13 protein-coding genes are annotated in these 18,559 nt (G+C 38.3%); 4 read left to right on the forward strand and 9 right to left on the reverse strand.

Annotated elements, in window-relative coordinates; translation table 11 throughout:
* The coding region (locus ACFSQP_RS01335) for a choice-of-anchor J domain-containing protein (RefSeq protein ID WP_376891227.1) at positions 1–3,109 on the forward strand (3,109 nt) is incomplete at its 5' end.
* Positions 3,110–3,540: 431 nt separating this feature from the next.
* On the opposite strand, the gene ACFSQP_RS01340 is transcribed toward ACFSQP_RS01335, so the two are convergent.
* The 3 genes from ACFSQP_RS01340 to ACFSQP_RS01350 form a co-directional block, all read right to left on the reverse strand.
* Positions 3,541–4,842: an amidohydrolase family protein gene (locus ACFSQP_RS01340; RefSeq protein WP_376891228.1), complete on the reverse strand. Its 1,302-nt coding sequence runs from the start codon at positions 4,840–4,842 to the stop codon at positions 3,541–3,543.
* Between the two features lie 17 nt (positions 4,843–4,859).
* Positions 4,860–7,835, reverse strand: a complete 2,976-nt coding sequence (locus ACFSQP_RS01345; RefSeq protein ID WP_376891230.1) for an amidohydrolase family protein — start codon at positions 7,833–7,835, stop codon at positions 4,860–4,862.
* A gap of 88 nt (positions 7,836–7,923) precedes the next feature.
* The gene (locus tag ACFSQP_RS01350; RefSeq protein ID WP_376891232.1) at positions 7,924–8,973 is read right to left on the reverse strand and encodes a DUF3810 domain-containing protein; all 1,050 of its coding nucleotides are present in this window, start codon (positions 8,971–8,973) and stop codon (positions 7,924–7,926) included.
* Between the two features lie 85 nt (positions 8,974–9,058).
* On the opposite strand from ACFSQP_RS01350, the gene ACFSQP_RS01355 reads away from it, so the two are divergent.
* Positions 9,059–10,525 carry an aminoacyl-histidine dipeptidase gene (locus tag ACFSQP_RS01355; protein WP_376891233.1) on the forward strand — a complete coding sequence of 489 codons (1,467 nt, stop codon included), beginning with the start codon at positions 9,059–9,061 and terminating at the stop codon, positions 10,523–10,525.
* An 86-nt stretch (positions 10,526–10,611) separates the two neighbouring features.
* Here the strand turns inward: ACFSQP_RS01355 and ACFSQP_RS01360 are convergent, their stop codons facing one another.
* From ACFSQP_RS01360 to ACFSQP_RS01370, 3 genes are read right to left on the reverse strand one after another with little or no spacing between them, the layout of a single operon-like run.
* Complete coding sequence (locus ACFSQP_RS01360) at positions 10,612–11,745, reverse strand: peptidylprolyl isomerase (protein WP_376891235.1); 1,134 nt, start codon at positions 11,743–11,745, stop codon at positions 10,612–10,614.
* A gap of 52 nt (positions 11,746–11,797) precedes the next feature.
* Positions 11,798–12,343: a gliding motility-associated peptidyl-prolyl isomerase GldI gene (gene gldI / locus ACFSQP_RS01365; protein ID WP_376891236.1), complete on the reverse strand. Its 546-nt coding sequence runs from the start codon at positions 12,341–12,343 to the stop codon at positions 11,798–11,800.
* Positions 12,336–13,355: a DHH family phosphoesterase gene (locus tag ACFSQP_RS01370; protein ID WP_376891238.1), complete on the reverse strand. Its 1,020-nt coding sequence runs from the start codon at positions 13,353–13,355 to the stop codon at positions 12,336–12,338. The genes gldI and ACFSQP_RS01370 overlap by 8 nt, the downstream gene beginning before the upstream one ends.
* A gap of 152 nt (positions 13,356–13,507) precedes the next feature.
* Here ACFSQP_RS01370 and ACFSQP_RS01375 point away from each other — a divergent pair, with 152 nt between their 5' ends.
* Entirely contained in the window at positions 13,508–13,927 is a 420-nt protein-coding gene (locus tag ACFSQP_RS01375) for a nucleoside-diphosphate kinase (RefSeq protein WP_376891240.1), read from the forward strand.
* A 94-nt stretch (positions 13,928–14,021) separates the two neighbouring features.
* Positions 14,022–16,589 carry a M4 family metallopeptidase gene (locus ACFSQP_RS01380; protein ID WP_376891241.1) on the forward strand — a complete coding sequence of 856 codons (2,568 nt, stop codon included), beginning with the start codon at positions 14,022–14,024 and terminating at the stop codon, positions 16,587–16,589.
* 77 nt (positions 16,590–16,666) lie between these two features.
* On the opposite strand, the gene ACFSQP_RS01385 is transcribed toward ACFSQP_RS01380, so the two are convergent.
* Genes ACFSQP_RS01385 through recF form a run of 3 tightly spaced genes read right to left on the reverse strand, consistent with a single transcriptional unit; the run spans position 16,667 to position 18,507 of the window.
* The gene (locus tag ACFSQP_RS01385) at positions 16,667–16,963 is read right to left on the reverse strand and encodes a DUF721 domain-containing protein (protein ID WP_376891242.1); all 297 of its coding nucleotides are present in this window, start codon (positions 16,961–16,963) and stop codon (positions 16,667–16,669) included.
* Positions 16,964–16,992: 29 nt separating this feature from the next.
* Positions 16,993–17,415, reverse strand: a complete 423-nt coding sequence (locus ACFSQP_RS01390; protein WP_376891244.1) for a hypothetical protein — start codon at positions 17,413–17,415, stop codon at positions 16,993–16,995.
* Positions 17,416–17,427: 12 nt separating this feature from the next.
* Positions 17,428–18,507: a DNA replication/repair protein RecF gene (recF, locus tag ACFSQP_RS01395; protein ID WP_376891245.1), complete on the reverse strand. Its 1,080-nt coding sequence runs from the start codon at positions 18,505–18,507 to the stop codon at positions 17,428–17,430.
* Positions 18,508–18,559 lie beyond the last annotated feature (52 nt).

Raw genomic sequence — 18,559 nt, forward strand, 5'->3', positions numbered from 1 at the left:
CGTATTGTCAACTTCGGGAACTGCACCAGCAGATTTTACAGAGGAGTTGATGCCTTTAACAACGGTTTCTAATACAACTCATCAAGCAATTGAGCCTATTAACTTGAGTGCATACTCTGGGGATGTTTATATAGCTATTCATGTACCATCAGGTGGTTTAGATGGTTATTATATTTATTTGGATGATTTCACAGTAGAAGAAATTCCTTCATGCACAGAGCCATCAGCATTAACAGCTTCAAATATTACGGCAACAACGGCCGATTTAGCATGGGCAGCAGGAGATGCAGAAACGTTGTGGAATGTTGAAATAGTAGATGTAACCGCAGCTGGTACCGTAACTGGCACCGCTACCAATACAGGTGTAACCAACCCGTTTACAATTACAGGATTAACTGCTAATACAAGTTATGAATATTATGTGCAAGCCGATTGTGGTGGTGGTGAAACTAGTGCTTGGGTAGGTCCTTTTGAATTTACCACGTTATGCTATGCAGTAACTACCTTTCCTTGGACAGAAGATTTCGAGTCAATTTCAACACCAGATTTACCATCCTGTTGGAATTATATAAATAATAACTCAGATACAGATTTTTGGAAAACTTTTGACACTTATGGTACTTCAGGCTCAAATGCTGCTAGTTTGTATACAGACTATAATGGTGGTAATAATGATGATTATTTAGTATTGCCTCCATTTACTTTAACAGGGAACGAGCGTTTAAAATTTAGTGTAAGAGCTAGAAGCTCTACTGAACCTAACGACTATAGAGTCGTATTGTCAACTTCGGGAACTGCACCAGCAGATTTTACAGAGGAGTTGATGCCTTTAACAATAGTATCTAATACAACTCACATAGAAATTGAGCCTATTAACTTGAGTGCATACTCTGGGGATGTTTATATAGCTATTCATGTACCATCAGGTGGTTTAGATGGTTATTATATTTATTTGGATGATTTCACAGTAGAAGAAATTCCTTCATGTCTAGAGCCATCAGCATTAACAGCTTCAAATATTACGGCAACAACGGCCGATTTAGCATGGGCAGCAGGAGATGCAGAAACGTTGTGGAATGTTGAAATAGTAGATGTAACCGTAGCTGGTACCGTAACTGGTACCGCTACCAATACAGGTGTAACCAACCCGTTTACAATTACAGGATTAACTGCTAATACAAGTTATGAATATTATGTGCAAGCCGATTGTGGTGGTGGTGAAACTAGTGCTTGGGTAGGCCCTTTTAGTTTTACAACGCTTTGTGAGGCTACTGGTAGTTTTGTTGAAGGTTTTGAGTCTTATGCAACTAACGTAGATCCAGATTGTTGGTCAGAAAACTTAAATGGTTCATCAGGGTATATTTATACAAGTTCTAGCAATGTAAATACAGGTTCTAGAGCCTTAAGGTCAGGTAATTTGTCATCAGCTACAGCAGAACAATATATTATATCTCCAAGCTTACTTGATATGCCAAACGGAACACATAGACTTAAATTCTTTGTTTATGGTTCTTCATCAGTTACATTGGAAGTAGGTAGAATGAGTGATCCAACAGATGTTAATACATTTACAACCGTTCAAACAATACCATTAATAACAACACATACAGAGCATGTTGTTAATTTTAACATGGTAAATACAGATAGTTACTTTGCTTTTAAAATGTCGTATTCAAGTACGTATGCCTCTGTCTCAATCGATGATGTTACATGGGAACAAATTCCTTCATGTACAGAGCCATCAGCATTAACAGCAACCTCAATAACAGCTTTTAGCGCTGAATTAGGGTGGACGGAAGCTGGATCGGCAGCTTCATACGATATCGAAATTGTAGACATTACAGCTGGAAACTCTGCTACAGGAACGGCTAGTTTTACAGGCGTTACAAATCCTTATGTCGCTATGTCTTTAACACCAGATAACGACTATGAATTTTATGTTAGAGCAGATTGTGGCGCTGGCGATACCAGTGCTTGGGTAGGCCCTTTTGCCTTCTCAACTGCAATTGCTTGTCCAGAACCTACGGCTTTAACAGCGTCCAATATAACAGATGCTGCTGCAACTTTAGGATGGACTGAAAATGGCACAGCTACATTATATAATATTGAAATTGTTGATATTACAGCTGGTGGAACTTTTACAGGAAATGCAACAGTAACAGGTGTTACAAACCCATACGTTGCAACAAATTTAGTGGCTTCCAACGATTATGCATTTTATGTTCAAGCGGATTGTGGAACAACTAATGGCGTTTCTACATGGAATGGCCCACGAAATTTTACAACAGCGTGTACCGCCATTTCAACATTCCCGTTTACAACAGATTTTACAAACAATCCACCAACAGATTGTTGGTCTGAAGCAGGTTCTGGCGAAGTTGCTGATGGACCTTCTAGCTTGGGGTCATCGGATTGGAGATCTGGTAGAGGCTACACAAACGCCAATTCTGATATAATTAATAGTAATGCAGTTAATTTATATAGTGCTGTAGATAGAGAATGGTTAATATCTCCAACATATAATATTCCTGGAGATGTAGCCTACAATTTAGTTGTAGAGGTTGCTGTAACTAATTGGACCACGTCAGGTATTAGTACGCCTACTGATACCGATTCCATGGGTAGTGACGATGAAGTACAACTATTAGTAACCACAGATGATGGTGCTACCTGGACAAACCTAACCACTTGGAATGTGGGTAACCAACCAGCAGTTACAGGTACCGAGTTTGTTGCAGATTTATCAGCGTATAGTGGGAGCATCAAATTTGCTATTTGGGCAAGCGATGGACCAGTTAATGACTCTGAAGATTATGATTTTCATATTGGTAAATTTAGTATAGTAGAAAATGCAACATTAGCTGTAAATCAGGTAGAGTTGGCAAGCTTTAAATACTTTCCAAACCCAGTTACCAATACCTTATCGTTACGCGCAGAACAAAATATTCAAAACGTGTCTGTGTTTAATATGTTAGGTCAGGAAGTTATTAGAACGGCACCAAATACGGTGTCAAGCGCGTTAGATATGTCTAATTTACAAGCTGGTGCATACTTTGTAAAAGTAACAATTGATGCAAACGTACAAACGGTACGAATTATTAAAAACTAATAATAACGCATATTGTATTTAGCTAATTTTTAGCTAAAAACCATAATTAAAAAGAGGCTGCCTAAAAACACATTAGGCAGCCTTTTTGTTTTTGGTTATCGGCTATAAACGACTTCATAGTTGATGTTAATAAATTTATTGGATTGTAACGTGTTTCAATGGCTTTTAAATAATGTATTTAGAAAATAGCATCGATTTTTGAGATGTTTTTTATGTGCTTATTTGGGATGCAATGGTAGCTCCAGTAGTAACGCGCTTCTATTTTAGACGGGTTTTCTTTATGTATTATTACGATGTAAATCTCCTGTATTGAAAGGGGGGTGTTTATTCGCTTTTATGTGTACGCCAATATGGGTTGTACAATTCAATTTTAGAAAAAAAAAGAGGCTGTTGTTTAAAAACAGCCTCCTTATTACAAGTTGTTAGCTTGGTTACTGGTTCTTGTATTTTTCAGAGTAACGTTTCCATAGTTCAGTTTGGTGACTCTCCAAACTAACTTTTCGGCCTTGAATAAATGCGTGCGTGAGTATATTTGTTCGCATATCCAGCGCGTCACCCTCACTAATAAATAAGGTAGCGTCCTTACCTACTTCCAAAGTGCCTACAAAGGCGTCTATTCCCAATATTTTTGCAGTATTAGCCGTAATAAGCTGTAAGGCATGCTCTTTATTCATACCATAAGCAGCGCAGGTACCGGCATAAAATGGTAAATTACGTGTTTGAAAATTATCGGCATTACCAACTTGAATACCCACCAGTATTCCAGCATCATGTAATTGTTTGGCAAGCTTAAATGGCATATCGTAGTCCTGATCGTCATTGGCAGGTAAGCTATGTGGGTTGTTTATTAAAACGGGAATATTATGCTGCTTTAATAAACCTGTTACTTTGTTTGCTTCGGCACCGCCAACAATAACAAGCTGCTTTATGTCGTGCTGTTTGGCAAAATAAACAGCATCGGTTATTCCTTTTTCATCATTAACATGTACAAATAACTTTTGCTTACCATTAAATAAGCCTTCCATGGCTTCAAAAGGTATGTTTAAAGGCTGTTTAGTACCCTTTAAATAGGCTTTACTCTCATTAACAAACGATGCCATTTCGGCAATTTGATTGCTGTAATTTTTATTTGGTTTTAATCCGGCAGGTTCGCCAAGCCACCAACGACCTCTAGAAAACGTACTTGGCCAATTTAGGTGAATGGCATCATCGGTTTTAATGGAAGCATCTTCATAATTCCATGCATCTAATTGTACCACCGAGGAGGTACCCGAAATGCGCCCACCTTTGGGTACTATTTGAGCCATTAAGATACCGTTAGGACGCATAGATTCCACCACACGCGATTCGGCATTGTAGGCTATAATGCTTCTTATATGTGGTATCATGCTTCCAACTTCGTCTTGGTCGTCTGAAGCTCTTACAGCATCTACTTCAACCAAACCTAAAGCGGCATTTGGCGCAATAAATCCTGGATATACATGTTTGTTTTCGGCGTTTATAACAGTCATGCCGTTGGTATTAGAAGCAGCGTTATTTTTTCCTACGGAAACTATTTTACCGTCTTTAAAAACCACGGTTGCATTTTCTATAATAGTTCCGTCACCAATATGCGCAGTGGCACCTACTATGGCTATGGTGGTGGTTTGTTTGTTTCCTGGTGTTTGTTGCGCAAAACCAAAGGTTCCAGTAACTAGCGCAAGGCACACTAAATATATTTTAATATAATTCATTGTTGTTTTTTTTATGTTTAAAGGGTGTCGCAGTGGAAATGTTTTTCTTCTTTCTTAACAATAGGTTTTGTTTTTAAACCTTTATTTTTTGCTTGAAGCATCATGGTGGCTAACTCATTTTTTTCGCGTTTCATGGCCTCACGCGTTTGCTTGTCGGTTGCCATGTCAAAATAAACAGCGCCTTCAATTAAGGTTTTTTCTGCTTTGGTGTAAACAGATAAAGGGTGGCCACTCCACATAACCATATCGGCATCTTTTCCTTCCTTTATACTGCCAACACGATGATCTATATGTAGTAATTTTGCAGGATTTAAAGTGACCATTTTCCATGCTTCTTCCTCGGAAACGCCACCGTATTTTACAGCTTTGGCAGCTTCTTGGTTTAATCGGCGAGACATTTCGGCGTCGTCGCTATTAATAGCAGTTACAATACCTTGCTCATGTAGTATGGCTGCGTTGTATGGAATGGCGTCATTTACTTCATATTTATATGCCCACCAATCGCTAAAAGTAGAGGCTCCTACGCCATGGGCTTTCATTTTATCGGCTACTTTATAACCTTCCAAAATATGGGTGAAGGTATTTATGGTAAAATTAAACGCCTCTGCAACACGCATAAGCATCGTAATTTCGCTTTGTACGTACGAATGACAGCTAATAAAACGTTCTTCGTTTAAAATTTCGGCAAGGGTTTCTAATTCTAAATCTTTGCGGAAAGGTTTACCACTTTTCTTTAAAGCATCGTAATTTTTAGCACGTAAAAAATAGTCTTTATAAACCTGCTCTACGCCCATACGGGTTTGAGGAAAACGCGACCGGGCGTAATCGCCCCAATTAGATTGTTTTACATTTTCGCCCAAGGCAAATTTTATAAATTTTGGACTGTCTGGAAAAATTAAATTTTCAGGAGATTCGCCCCATTTTAACTTAATAATGGCAGAACGGCCTCCGATGGGATTTGCCGACCCATGTAGTATTTGTATGGTGGTAACACCGCCAGCTAGGTTTCGGTATATGTTAACATCGTCCGAGTCTATAACATCTTCAATACTTACTTCGGCCGTGGAGTTTTGCCCAGCTTCATTAACAGCTGCTGTAGCAATATGCGAGTGCTCATCCACAATACCCGAGGTTATATGCTTTCCTGTGGCATCAACTACAAGGGCATTTCCTGCCTTTAGGTTGGTACCTATTTTAGCAATTTTACCATCTTTAACGAGTACATCGGTGTTTTTTAAAATGCCAGCCGACTCGTTGGTCCATACTGTTGCATTTTGGAATAAAATGGTTTGTGGTTTTGGTTTATTTGTGTATCCGTAAGCTTCATTAGGGTAGGTAACTGGAAATAGCTTTATTTCGGATTCTGAATTGTTGGAAGCATCTTTTTCTGTGGCGTCGTCTTTTTTATCCGTTTCAGACACTAATTTCTTGGCAAAAAAAGTTGTTTCGGTTCCATTTGGTAAAATTGCGGTGCCGCTAATGGATGCTGTTTGGGCTATTTTGGCAGAGAGTCTTATAAAATCTTGCTTGGTGCTGTCTGTACTAGAAAATGTTAAAGCTAACCAATTATCAGAGAGGCTAATTTTTGTGCCTAATGATTGGGCCTCTGTTTTTACACGCGCTTTTGGTTTGGTAATTTCGCCAGAAATTTCCAGATCGTAGGTTGTTCCTGCTACTTGTAATTCATACGTACCACGAAGGTCTTTGGTATCCATAGGTACAATTTCGTGTTTGTTACCTAAAACCCAGTTTTCGTATAACGTAGTTTTTTTATCAAAAATAGGACCAGAAGTAATTAGAAAATTAGCATACGCCCCGTTTTTTAAACTACCCAATACGTCACTTTTTCCTATAATTTTTGCCGGTATGGTTGTTAAGGCAGCCAATGCAGCTGTTTCCTCCAAACCATATTCTATGGCTTTTTGAAGATTTGGCATAAATTCCGATGCTTTTTTTAAATTATGCACTGTTAGCGCAAAAGGAACACCATTTTTGTAAAGCACAGCAGGGTTACTTGGTTTTTGATTCCACTCACGCATGTCGGCTAAACTAGCTGTGTTGGCCATAATTGGATCTTCCATGTCAAAAGCATCTGGAAAGTCGATTGGAATTATAAACGAGGCATTGGTTGCTTTTATAGCGTTTATAAGCTCGTACTCATCGCCACCACCCACTATAACATATTGGGTGTTTACATCGTCTCCAACTTTATCTAAACGCAAACTGTTTAATTTGCTACCAGCTTCTATAATTTGCACTAAATCTCGATTGTTATTGAAAGCTTCTAACGAGCGGTCCTTTGTTTCCGATAAGCCCTTGGCATACCAGTCGGCATCATAATTTACTTGCCGTATTAACGCCATGGCACCCATTAGCGACGTGGGGTAGGCTTGTTGTGAGGCCACACTTTTTTGTGTAGATAAATACTGTGCAGAGCGGTCTGATAAAATGCGTTCAGCATCGGTTCCACTTGGCGAAAGTGCAATTAAACTGCCTGTACCGCGCATGATACCATCGGGTATAAATGTATTTACAGCACCAAAACCAGCCTCCCGTAATTCGGTTGCTTTTTCTGCATCAAAATCATAAGATTCAATAGCGTTTTGTTCTGGTTTTATATGGTCGTTCCAGTAATATCCTTCTCTGCCAGCATCGTACTGCGGACTATTAGATCGTGTAGCTCGGGTAGGGGTTTTAGTTCCAAAAGTGGTGTAAATGTCCACAAACGATGGATAAATATGTTTGCCTTCCACATTAATTACGGTTGTGTTTTCTGGAATACTAACACGCTTACCGCTTGCCACTACCTTACCTTTATTAATTAGTAAGGTTGCATTTGTAATGGTTTCGGTGGGCGAAATATGCAGAGTTGCATTAGTAAAAGCATGGTAGTTGTTGTTTTCTGCTTTTACGCCATCGTTTTTAGGAAAATAATTTTGTGCTAGCAACGGAATGCCGTAAAACAGACACAGGAGAAAGATTAATTTTTTCATTGTTAAATTTTGGTTGACATTTTAAAATCCTAAATATAGGTAATATGGATTTTGAATGTTTCATTCCTAAAGCTATTTAACATTTTGTTTAGGATTCCAAAAAATAATTAACATACAAAGCCACCACATAACTGTAGCTTTTCATGCCACCTTGTTGGTTATTAGCCTTTAAAAAAGAGTTATAGGTTGTTTTAAATAGCGGTTCAAGCGGATTTTGGTAACTGCGCCAAAAGTCTTGTACTTCTTGATAGTTTTTTAAAATGCCTGTTCTTATGTTAGGTAATAAGGTGTTGTATGTTTCCGGGTCTCGTCTGTAAATTTCGTATAAACAATGTCTTAAGGCAAACGTGTAGCCGCAATATTTAAAATAGGGGTCGGGGTGAGACATGGCCGCTAGGCTACCAATAAAATTGGCTTCGTTTTCGGCGGCATAACCCAATTGATGCGCTATTTCATGCGAAACCGTAGTGGGGAATTTATATACCGGAATAAGCTTATCTACTTGTGCTTCGTTGGTTAGCGGGTTTAAATACCCACTAAATCCCATATAGGTTAATGGCAAACTAAAAAGCGACATTTTAACACTAGTAGGCTTATAAGCCAAATTTGGAAACTGGTTTTGTAGGGCTTTATAACCTTCTGGAGCCAAATTAAAAATGTCTGTTTTGGAGTAAGGTAACACTACCATTAAACTATCGTTGGGCTCCAATTCTTTGTGTAAATTATTGGAAATGGTGATTAATTTATTGGTTACTTCCAACAGCGCCTCCGTGGTATAACTAGCTTCTAAATTTAAATTTTTATGCAGTGGCAGTCGGTAATAATTAAATGCCCAAAAAATATGGAAAGCAAAATACACTACAGAAAGGGTTGCTACCACATCTGTTAGCCATTCTAAACTATTGTTTAACAGGTGTTTTCTATTTAAAAGAAGCCATCTTACAATTAAAACAATACCTATTAAATACATGATGTCGCCTACAGAAAACGGAACCCATCCAAAAACGTAACGCGATAGGGTGGCTAGATAAGGATACACACCTGTGCTGTAAAATGTTTCAACAAACTGCGGATATTCAGAAAGTAGCGAAGTTACTATAACTTGAGGTATGAGGGCAAGCGCCACGTATTTTTTCACGTTTTTTTGCATAACTCAAAAATAAGGAATTGTTTTATTACTCAACACAATATAAGTACCTTTGTAACTCTTTAAAAATATACTTATGAACGAAGTAATACGAGAATTAGAACCTAAAGTTTTATGGAATAAATTTGCCGATTTAAATGCTGTACCACGACCTTCAAAAAAAGAAGCACGTGTTATTGCTTTTATGAAGGATTTTGGAACTAAACTAGGTTTAGAAACTATAGAGGATGAGGTTGGCAACGTAATTATAAAAAAACCGGCTACACCTGGTATGGAAAACAGAACCCCAATTGTTATGCAATCGCATTTGGATATGGTTCATCAAAAAAATAACGACACTACGTTCGATTTTGATACACAAGGTATTGACATGTATTTAGATGGCGATTGGGTGCGCGCTAAAGGCACTACCTTAGGTGCAGATAACGGTTTAGGAGTAGCTACTATAATGGCTATTTTAGAGAGTACAACAATTGATCATCCGGCATTGGAAGCCTTGTTCACCATTGATGAAGAAACAGGTATGACAGGTGCCATGGGTTTAAAAGGCGGCTTATTAGAAGGTAAAATTCTTTTGAATTTAGACACAGAAGAAGACGACGAAATAGGTGTTGGCTGTGCCGGTGGCGTAGATATTACCGCCAGAAGAGATTACAAAGAAGAGGAAACACCCGAATTTAAATCGGGGTACCAAATTACCGTTAAAGGATTACAAGGTGGCCATTCGGGTATGCAAATTCACGAAGGGCTGGGTAATGCCAATAAAATAATGAATCGGTTATTATTTGATGGTTTCGAAAATTTTGGGCTGCGTATCTCTAATTTAAAAGGCGGTAGCCTTCGAAATGCTATTCCAAGAGAAAGTCAGGCTATTGTAGCTATTGATACTATACATGAAGCGGCTTTTGAAACAGACATGCGCGACATGGCTGAAGCAATAAAAACGGAATTAAAAACTATGGAACCCGATTTAATAATTGAGGTTTTAAAAGTAGAAGCGCCAGAAAAAATTATGGATTTAGGCGTGCAAGAAGGTGTAACAAGAGCGCTTTATGCGGCCTTAAATGGTGTGTACCGTATGAGTGCCGATATTCCTGGTTTGGTTGAAACATCCAACAACTTGGCACGCGTAACTATTGCTAACGGCAATATTGAAATAGCGTGTTTAACGCGTTCCTCGGTGGAGAGCTCGAAATGGGATTTGGCCAATACCCTGCGGGCAACTTTTGAGTTAACAGGCTGTGAGGTTACATTTTCTGGCGATTATCCTGGGTGGACACCTAATATGGATTCCAAGATTTTAAAAGTTTTAGAAAATTTATATGTAGAAATGAATGGTAAAAAACCACATGTGGCGGCTTGCCATGCTGGTTTGGAATGTGGTATTTTAGGGCAGAACTATCCAGATATGGACATGATTAGTTTTGGTCCTAATATTAAAGGTGCGCATTCCCCAGATGAACGTGCCCAGATATCATCGGCTCAAAAATATTGGAAATTTGTTCTTGAAATTTTAAAGAATATCCCGGAACAAGTAGCGTAATGCTTTTGCTTTACGCACTAAAAAGCCGCATTTCTTTTTGCTGAAATGCGGCTTTTTTAATTTAAAAATAAATGGACGCTTGTTTTTTATTGTCCTTGGATGCCTTCAATTTTTAAATCGAAAATTAGGTTTGTGTTAGGCGGAATAGGACCAGAGCCATTTTCGCCGTAACCCAAATAGGATGGAATAAATACTTTTGCCTTGTTACCAACGTTCATATTTAACATGGCCTCTCTAAAACCTGGTACCAACCTAGCTGTTTCATTATAAATCATAGCAAATGGTTGGTAACCGCCTGCTGCGTCGCGTTGCTGATTGTATGCGTTATTTTCTTTCGCCACATCGGCCCAACTGGTATCAAATAAACGGCCATCCTCAAAAAAGCCCGCATAGTTTACTAGAACTTTGTCCATGTTAGATGGTTTGGTATTGGCACCTTCTTCCATAAAAATCATGACAACACCTGTGTCTAATTTTTTTACCGTTCCTAAATTTTCATATTTAGCAACAAAGGCGTCTGCGGCTGCTTGCGCCGACTCTTTAGCTTTTAAACGTGCGGCTTCTTTTAAGGCTTCTTGCTTTTCAAGTACTTTTGGTAATTCCTCTTTGTAAACCTGCGCGGCGTTAAACGCTTTGGCTTCTGCACCTTTACGAATTATGTTTAGCTTGTTAATTATAACAGGTTCAAGTGGTTTGTTGCTGCCCGGTTCTACTTGAACATTTGAAATAGTATCTAATACGTCTAAACCTATTACAACTTCACCAAAAACGGCGTGTTTATTGTCTAGGTGTGGTGTAGGTACTTCGGTTATAAAAAACTGACTGCCATTGGTATTTGGTCCAGAATTAGCCATTGATAGGATGCCGGATTTGTCATGCATTAAATCTGGGTTAAATTCGTCTGTAAATTTGTAGCCTGGACTACCGGATCCAGTGCCTGTAGGATCGCCACCTTGAATCATAAATTTATCAATTATTCTATGAAAAGTTAAGCTATCGTAATACGGTTTTCCTGCAAATTCGCTAGAAACATCTGGATGTGTGCCTTCGGCTAACGCCACAAAATTAGCAACGGTAACGGGTACTTTATCATAAAATAATTTTGTTACCATGGTACCTTTGTTGGTTACAAACTCGGCATAAAGTCCTTCTTTTAAATCTGGATATTGTTGGCTGCAAGAGGTAAAGCTTACTAATAGTGCCAACAAAACTAATTTCATGGTATGTTTTAACGTGTTCATTTTTAATTTTTAAAGGGTTGTTATTGTAAATTTAATTAGATTCTGATCTGGTTATGCTGTGCAAGGTTACCTCACAAATTAAAGGAACATTGGTTCCAATTTTGTTTTCATCACCATAGTAACCATAGGCTTTTTGCGACGGAAATAAAAAAGTAACTGTTTCGCCTGCACGCATTAGTTTTAAGCCTTCACGCAATCCTGTAAACAGTTCTTGTTTGTCCATAATATACGTTTGTGGCTGTAAATCTGCTTTGCTATATATGGTATTACCAGCAATATCTGTTACGTGGTATTCAAAGGTAAGTTTATCTCCAAATTGTGGTGTTATAAGGGAGTCGGCTACCTGTGTTTGGTAAGCATACCAAAAGCCCGAGTTGGAAGCTATGTATTTGGTTGTTGTATCGGCTTGCATTAATTGCTCGAAAACCGCATGTTCGCGCTCGTTTAATTCAATGTTACGGGCGACTGATTGGTCTATAAAGGAGCCCGATTTGGCTGAAACAGGTTTTCTGGCCTCTGGCGATTTGCAAGCAGCAACTGTTAGCACTAAAAAAAATAAGTATAAATAGTTAGTCATTTTGAAGGGCGTCTTTATAGGCTGGTAATATACTAATAAATTTTTCAACGGTTTCAGATAAGTTTAATTCGCTTTTACCACCTGCTGCATTGGTGTGTCCGCCACCATTAAAATGTGTTCTAGCCAATGCATTAACGGAAAAATCTCCTTTAGAACGCAATGATATCTTTATAATATTGTTAGGCTTGTCTTCAATAAAAATAGCTGCAAATATAACGTTTTTCAAAGATAGCGCGTAGTTAACAAAGCCTTCGGTATCACCTTTTTGAAAATGATGTTTATTTAACTCCTCTTGGGTTAGAGTAATGTAAGCTGTATTAAATTCTGGCAATAGCTTTAAATTGGTTAAAGCTTGCCCTAACAGTTGCATCCGGTTGTAGCTGTTGGCGTCCATAACGGCATTATGTATGGCGCTATTTTGGGCTCCTTGGTCCATTAAAAAGGCTATAACTCGGTGTGTTTGGCTAGTGGTTGAGGCAAAACGAAACGACCCGGTATCTGTCATGATACCCGTGTAAAGGCAGGTGGCAATATCCGCGGTAATGTGCTGTTTTCCAGCAAGCATGTCTATAAAGTTAAAAACCATTTCGCAGGTAGAGCTCATGCTAACATCCGAATACATAAACGTAGCATAGGTGTCTGGTTGTTGGTGGTGGTCAATCATTATTTTTATGGCCTTGCTAGCGTCTAACAATGGGGCCATATCGCCTGCTCGGTCCAAGGCATTAAAATCCAAGGTAAAAATAAGTGTCGCGGCGTTAATTAGTTGCGTACAAATACCTGTTTGGGTATCATATTTTAAAATTTCGGAATCTCCAGGCATCCATTTTAAAAACTCGGGATAATCATTAGGCGCTATAATAACTGGGTTTTGTTCCTGTGTTTTTAAAAAGTGAAACAAACCCAATGAGGCACCAATAGCATCGCCGTCTGGATTCTTGTGTGGAACAATTACAATTTTTTGAGGTGTATTTAAGTACTGTTTTATCTTTAAAATAGCGTCTGTTTTCATAGGCAACGAATATACAATATTTTACGAACGGATTGTATGGTTTTTATGAAGAAATACGTTACTTTTGCACGAAATTTTAACGAAGCGTATGCCTAATGAGGACGTTGCGTTTTCGGAAAATAATTGTAAACGATAGAAAATAATTAAAAAGAATGGCAACAAACAGAACATTTACCATGCTTAAGCCAGATGCGGTTGAAAACGGTCACATTGGCGCAATTTTAGAAAAAATTAATGCTGCAGGATTTAGAATAGTAGCATTGAAAAAAACACAAATGACAAAAGCAGACGCCGAGGCTTTTTATGCCGTTCATAGCGAGCGTCCATTTTTTGGCGAGCTGGTGGAGTTCATGACACGTGGTCCTATTGTAGCGGCAGTTTTAGAAAAGGAAAATGCAGTGGAAGATTTTAGAACCTTAATTGGTGCAACTAATCCTGCAGATGCTGCAGAGGGTACTATTCGAAAATTATATGCGACCTCAATGGGCGAAAACGCCGTACATGGAAGCGATAGCGACGAGAATGCTGCCATAGAAAGCGCCTTCCATTTTTCGGGACGCGAGATGTTTTAAAACATAAATGAAATGACAAAAAGCCTAAAATAATTGATATTTTAGGCTTTTTTTTTGGTATTAATGTATCTTTGACCTTCATAAATAATAAACTATGTTAAAAAAAAATTACCTACTAATAGCCTATTTTCTTTGTAGCGGACTATTATGGGCGCAACATGCAACAGAGGCGCTCAATACGCTTCAAAAACAAACCGATGCCAGTATTACCTTAAATACACAATCGGGTGTACCAGAGTTTATAAAGTTTCCTGCCAATAAGCCCTTAACGTTACCTGGTGCTACGTTGGAGGCTAAGGCCATAGCATTTATGGAAACCTATGCAGCTGTTTTTGCCAACAACCTGTCTGTTACAGATTTTCAAATTGAAACATCCAAACCAGATAGTTATGGGTTACAGCGCGTTACGTTTCAGCAATATCATCAAGCTGTTCCGGTGTTTGATGGTCAGTTGCGTTTTCATTTTAATGCTAACAAGCAATTAACCGCTGTAAACGGAAATTACATTACCAATATTAAGGTAAATGCTACGCCTACCATATCCTTACAGGAAGCCAACAACATAGCTATTAATTTAGTTAACAAACAAGATATAAATTATTCCGGGCAGCCAGTATTTGCCTTTAAAACGGATTTAATGGTTTTTCAAAAAGGCTTGGTGCAAAATAATTTAGGCGCTAGTTTTTTAGTATATAAAGTGGAGGTACGAAATAATGCCGATGTACGCGAATATGTGCATATAAATGCGCACACTGGTTTACTTGTTGAACAATTTACAGGTATGCCACATGCCATGGACCGCCGTGTTTACGAGGGTAATACAAGTAATTTGGTATGGCAAGAAGGCGATGCATTACCCGGTAATTTAACCATTTGGCAACGCAATGAAGTTATTGCTTCTGGACATGTTTACAACTTTTTCAATAATGTTTTCGGCTTTGTATCGTACGATAACAACGACGCCCAAATGCGAACCATTAATAATAATCCCAACATAAATTGTCCGAATGCAAATTGGAATGGTGTAACAGCCAATTACTGTAACGGTACCGCTTCGGATGATGTTATTGCACACGAATGGGGTCATGCTTATACCGAGTATACGAGTGGTTTAATTTATGCATGGCAATCTGGTGCACTAAACGAATCCTTCTCGGATATTTGGGGCGAAACAGTCGATTTAATTAACGCTTACCAAGACGAAGATGAAAGTTTAGCGTTACGAACAGGTTGTGCTAGCTCCGATCGCTGGCGTATTGGCGAGGATGCCACAGCTTTTGGTGGTGCCATTCGCGATATGTGGAATCCGCAATGTAACGGGCATCCAGGGAAAGTTTCTGATTTTAACTACCGTTGTAGCACCAGTGACGGGGGTGGTGTTCATTCCAATTCGGGTATTCCTAACCATGCTTACGCACTTTTGGTAGATGGTGGTACTTACAATGGTCAGACTGTAAATGGAATTGGTTTAACAAAAGCCGCACACATTTTTTGGCGTGCACAAAGTACGTATTTAACAGCTACCAGCGATTTTGCCACATTGGCCGATGCATTGGAAGCGTCATGCACCGATTTAATGGGTGTTAATTTAGAGGGTTTAACTACAGAAGCAAATGCTGTGGGCCCTTCAGATGAGGTTATAACAGAAGCCGATTTTTTAGAGTTAAGTAAAACCTTAATGGCGGTAGAGTTGCGTATGGCGCCAGAATCCTGCAATTTCCAACCAATTTTAGAGGCGGTAGCAGATCCGTGCGAGGCAGCAACTACCAACCCAATTTATGCTGAAAATTGGGAATCTGGTTTGGGTGCTTGGACCTTACAGCAATTACCTTCCAATCCAAATTCTTGGGAATCTAGAGACTGGGTGGTAACAGGCAATTTACCAGACGGTCGTGCTGGTCAAGCTGCTTTTGGAGTAGATCCTGTTAATGGTAATTGCAGTTCTTCCATGCAAAACGGAATTATAAGTCTGCAAAGTCCTGAAATTTCAATTCCCGACTCTTATACAACGGGTACTATAGAGCTTTCATTTGTTCACTACATTGCCACAGAAGGTGGCTGGGACGGTGGAAATATAAAATATCGTTTAAACAACACATCCGAGTGGCTTTTGTTGCCAGTTACTGCTTTTACTGCCAATGCGTATAATGCAACTATTAATTCGTTTAGAGAAGGAAACGATAACCCAATGTCTGGACAAGATGCATTCACGGGAGCAGATGAAGGCTCAACGGCGGGAAGCTGGGGTAGGAGTATTATTAATCTGTCTGCACTTCCAAACTTTGGTGCGGGAGCAACTATTCAATTCCGATTTGACATGGGAACAGATGGCTGTAATGGTTTAATAGGTTGGTATATAGACGATATTACCATATACAATTGCTTGTACCCGCTATCTGTTAGCAATTTTGATGCGTTGGAATCTGGCTTACGCGTGTTTCCAAATCCATCTCAAGGAATCTTCAATTTGAAGAATGTAGGCGCATTAGATTTAATGAAAGCAGACGTTATGGATATAAACGGTCGTGTGGTACTGTCGCTAAATTTAAAAAATACCGCACAAACAACGGCCATCGATTTGTCTGGTATGGCATCTGGTATGTACTTCTTAAAAGTACAGTCTAATTTAGCCAGTAGTGTTATTAAACTAGTAAAAGAATAAGTAACTTTTAGCTAATAAAAAATCCCGCAATATGCGGGATTTTTTTTGTTTTGAGCGGTTTATTAGTACTGTGGTACTTATTGTAAAACCAACTTTTTAATAAGCTCTTTCCCTAAATGTTCGTTTAACATATTAATTATTTTGGCCTTACCATAACTTAACTCCTCCCGAAGTACGCTGGAACTTAATTTTACAAAAAGAGTATCGTTTTTTAGCTGAATGGCTGTTGTGTAATTATTTACACCATTACCCATCATCTGTTTCCAGGCGTCTTGAACATTTACGGCGTCCAAGCCCTTTTCTAGTCTATTAGTTTCTACAAACTCTTTTAAAACGTCGGCAAGACTTAAATTTTCATTGTGGCGTTTGGTCATGGGTTCTATTATTACAGCATGCTGTTAGGTTAATTAATGTCCAGCGGAATATATCGTTTATATAAAAATACAGCATCGTTTTTGTTTATTACTTTTAGCTGATTTTTATTTGCAAATAAAACGGTTTCTTTCCAGGAATCGAAAGGTGTGTTATAGTACATGTTAACACTATCGTTTTCAATTTTAATTTGAAATGTTTCGGAACTTTTTGAGGTTTCGAAGGTTCCCATAAAGTTAGGTTTAAGTTTTTTTCTAACGCCAGTTAAAGAGTCCTCTAAACTAATAAAATCGATAGTATCATTGTATTTGTATTTTTTGGTGCTACCATTTTTTAGAGTAACTTCATCTATTTCCCAATAACCTTCCAAATGCTCCAAATACGACTCGGGATTTTTGGCACAACTAAAAAGGAGGCAGGTGGCAAGAATAAGTAGTGTTGCGTTGGTTTTCATGGTACGTGTATTTTAAAGTTTAAACATTTGGTAGGTTTGGTGCACTTGTTGTATAACGGCTTCTGTACGGTCCGCATGCGTATCGCTAATAAAAAGCTGTCCAAAATTTTCGTCGTTCACTAATTTAATAATTTGTGTAACCCTTTGGGCATCTAATTTATCAAAAATATCATCTAGAAGCAAAATAGGATTTACTTGGCTTTTTGTTTTAATAAAGTCGAATTGTGCCAATTTTAACGCAATTAGAAATGATTTTTGCTGGCCTTGGCTGCCAAATTTTTTAATGGGATGGTCTTCAATATTAAACACCAAATCATCTTTATGAATCCCAACACTGGTGTGCTGCAGGGCTCTATCTTTTTGCAGGGCGTTAGTTAAAAGGTTGTTTAAATTATTGGTGCTTAAGTGGCTTTCATAAAGTAAGTTAACGGTTTCGTTGCCACTACTTATAGCTTGGTAGCGTGCTTTAAAAATAGGAATAAATGTTTCTAAAAAGGCTTGGCGTTTTTCGTATATAATTTGGCCGTATTGCTCTAATTGTAGGTTGTAAACTTCTAAAGTATCCTGATTAAAAGTCCTGTTTAGCGCAAAGTATTTTAAGAGCGAATTGCGTTGGGTAAGCGTTTTAGTATACTTTAAAAGCGCGTCCAAATAGTGTTTGTCACTTTGGGAAATAACACCATCCATAAATTTTCGGCGTGTAGCGCTACCTTCAATAATAAGGTCGCTATCCGCTGGGGAAATAATTACAAGTGGTAAAAAGCCAATATGGTCGCTATACCTATCGTAAATTTTGCCGTTTCGTTTTATAATTTTTTTTTGTCCGCGTTTTAAACTTACTACAATTTTTTCGGTTTGTTGCTCTTTTTCGTAGGTTCCATTTATGACAAAAAAGGCAGCTTCGTGTTTTATATTTTGTGAAGCCACAGGATTAAAATAGCTTTTCCCAAAGGATAAATGGTAAATAGCATCTAGGATATTTGTTTTACCCACGCCATTGTTTCCAACAAAGCAGTTAATTTTATTGTTAAATACAAAACTACGTTCATCAAAGTTTTTGTAATTAATCATTGAAAGCGATTTCAGAATCATAGGTTTTGGAACTTAAATACCGATTTAGGTTAAGAAGGTGCAAATTATTCAA

The sequence above is a fragment of the Bizionia sediminis genome (assembly GCF_042684585.1).
GTDB lineage: Bacteria > Bacteroidota > Bacteroidia > Flavobacteriales > Flavobacteriaceae > Algorimicrobium > Algorimicrobium sediminis.

What these genes read in the sequence shown, in the direction of transcription:
- recF (WP_376891245.1), bottom strand. Translation starts at nt 18,507, where the DNA reads ATGATTCTGAAATCGCTTTCAATGATTAATTACAAAAACTTTGATGAA.
- ACFSQP_RS01380 (WP_376891241.1), top strand. Translation starts at nt 14,022, where the DNA reads ATGTTAAAAAAAAATTACCTACTAATAGCCTATTTTCTTTGTAGCGGA.
- ACFSQP_RS01345 (WP_376891230.1), bottom strand. Translation starts at nt 7,835, where the DNA reads ATGAAAAAATTAATCTTTCTCCTGTGTCTGTTTTACGGCATTCCGTTG.
- gldI (WP_376891236.1), bottom strand. Translation starts at nt 12,343, where the DNA reads ATGACTAACTATTTATACTTATTTTTTTTAGTGCTAACAGTTGCTGCT.
- ACFSQP_RS01370 (WP_376891238.1), bottom strand. Translation starts at nt 13,355, where the DNA reads ATGAAAACAGACGCTATTTTAAAGATAAAACAGTACTTAAATACACCT.
- ACFSQP_RS01355 (WP_376891233.1), top strand. Translation starts at nt 9,059, where the DNA reads ATGAACGAAGTAATACGAGAATTAGAACCTAAAGTTTTATGGAATAAA.
- ACFSQP_RS01390 (WP_376891244.1), bottom strand. Translation starts at nt 17,415, where the DNA reads ATGAAAACCAACGCAACACTACTTATTCTTGCCACCTGCCTCCTTTTT.
- ACFSQP_RS01375 (WP_376891240.1), top strand. Translation starts at nt 13,508, where the DNA reads ATGGCAACAAACAGAACATTTACCATGCTTAAGCCAGATGCGGTTGAA.
- ACFSQP_RS01385 (WP_376891242.1), bottom strand. Translation starts at nt 16,963, where the DNA reads ATGACCAAACGCCACAATGAAAATTTAAGTCTTGCCGACGTTTTAAAA.
- ACFSQP_RS01360 (WP_376891235.1), bottom strand. Translation starts at nt 11,745, where the DNA reads ATGAAATTAGTTTTGTTGGCACTATTAGTAAGCTTTACCTCTTGCAGC.
- ACFSQP_RS01340 (WP_376891228.1), bottom strand. Translation starts at nt 4,842, where the DNA reads ATGAATTATATTAAAATATATTTAGTGTGCCTTGCGCTAGTTACTGGA.